Source organism: Archangium sp. (assembly GCF_036389735.1).
In the GTDB taxonomy this organism is placed as follows: Bacteria; Myxococcota; Myxococcia; order Myxococcales; family Myxococcaceae; genus Archangium.
Genome location: NZ_DASVWK010000548.1, coordinates 1 through 1,507 on the forward strand (window position 1 = coordinate 1; position 1,507 = coordinate 1,507).

Annotated in this window: 1 protein-coding gene; it reads left to right on the forward strand. The window is 64.7% G+C overall.

Going from position 1 to position 1,507, the window contains the following annotated elements; translation table 11 throughout:
* Nucleotides 1–283 precede the first annotated feature (283 nt).
* Nucleotides 284–1,507 (forward strand): molecular chaperone DnaK (gene dnaK / locus VF794_RS19210; protein ID WP_331112459.1); only part of this gene is annotated, 1,224 nt, incomplete at its 3' end.

A 1,507-nucleotide genomic window follows, 5' to 3' on the forward strand; every position in this document is an offset into this window, starting at 1 on the left:
GCACTTTCTCAGCCAATGGCTGACGCGCGGCGTTAACGGGGGGGCATCTTAATATTTCCGAGGGGTTGGCAAATCCGGTTCTGATCGCTCGACCGGTTGGTTGCTACCGCACGGTGGCGGAAGTGGAGAACGCGTTACGCACCCGTGGCGGTCCGGTGGCGCGGGCCTCACGCATCTTGACGCTGTTTGACACCCCTGGGTGGGTGGTTACGTTGGTCACACATCGGAGGTACTCGAAGGTTTCGCGGTACTTTTCCGCAGTCATTTCGGGAGGTTACACACCGTGGGCAAGATTATCGGCATCGACCTGGGCACCACCAACAGCGTGGTGGCGATCATGGAGGGTCGCGAGCCCAAGGTTCTCACCAATGAGGAAGGCAGCCGCACCACGCCCTCGGTCGTCGCGTTCGCGAAGGATGGGGAGCGTCTGGTGGGGCAGGTGGCCAAGCGTCAGGCCATCACCAACCCGGAGAGGACCGTCTACTCCATCAAGCGCTTCATGGGCCGGCGGTACGAGGAGACCACCGAGGAGGCGAAGCTCGTCCCCTATAAGGTGGTGCGCGGCCCTCATGGCGATGCGCGCGTGGAAATCGATGGCAAGCAGTACAGCGCCCCGGAGATCTCGGCGCAGGTGCTGCTCAAGCTGAAGCGCGCCGCCGAGAACTACCTGGGTGAGAAGGTCACCGAGGCGGTCATCACCGTCCCGGCCTACTTCAACGACGCCCAGCGCCAGGCCACCAAGGACGCGGGCGAGATCGCCGGCCTCACCGTGCGGCGCATCGTGAACGAGCCGACCGCGGCCGCCCTGGCGTACGGCCTGGACAAGAAGAAGGACGAGAAGATCGCCGTCTATGACTTCGGCGGTGGCACGTTCGACATCTCCATCCTGGAGGTGGGCGAGAACGTGGTCGAGGTGCTCGCCACCAACGGTGACACCCACCTGGGCGGCGACAACATCGACCACACCCTCATGGACTGGCTGATCGCCGAGTTCAAGAAGGACAACGGCATCGACGTCTCCAAGGACAAGATGGTCCTCCAGCGCCTGAAGGAGGCGGCGGAGAAGGCCAAGATCGAGCTGTCCAGCACCATGGAGACCGAGGTCAACCTGCCGTTCCTCACGGCGGATGCCACCGGTCCCAAGCACCTCAACGTGCGTCTGACGCGGGCCAAGTTCGAGGCGATGATCGACACCCTCGTCGAGCGCTCGCTGGAGCCGTGCCGCAAGTGCCTGAAGGACTCGGGCGTGGACCTCAAGGACCTGAACGAGGTCGTCCTCGTGGGTGGCTCCACCCGCATCCCGAAGGTGCAGGAGGCCGTCAAGCGCCTGTTCGGCAAGGAGCCGAACCGCTCGGTGAACCCGGACGAGGTGGTCGCGGTGGGCGCGGCCGTGCAGGCCGGCGTGCTCTCGGGCGAGGTCAAGGACATCCTGCTGCTGGACGTCACCCCGCTGTCGCTGGGCGTGGAGACGCTGGGCGGCGTGATGACCAAGCTCATCGAGCGCAAC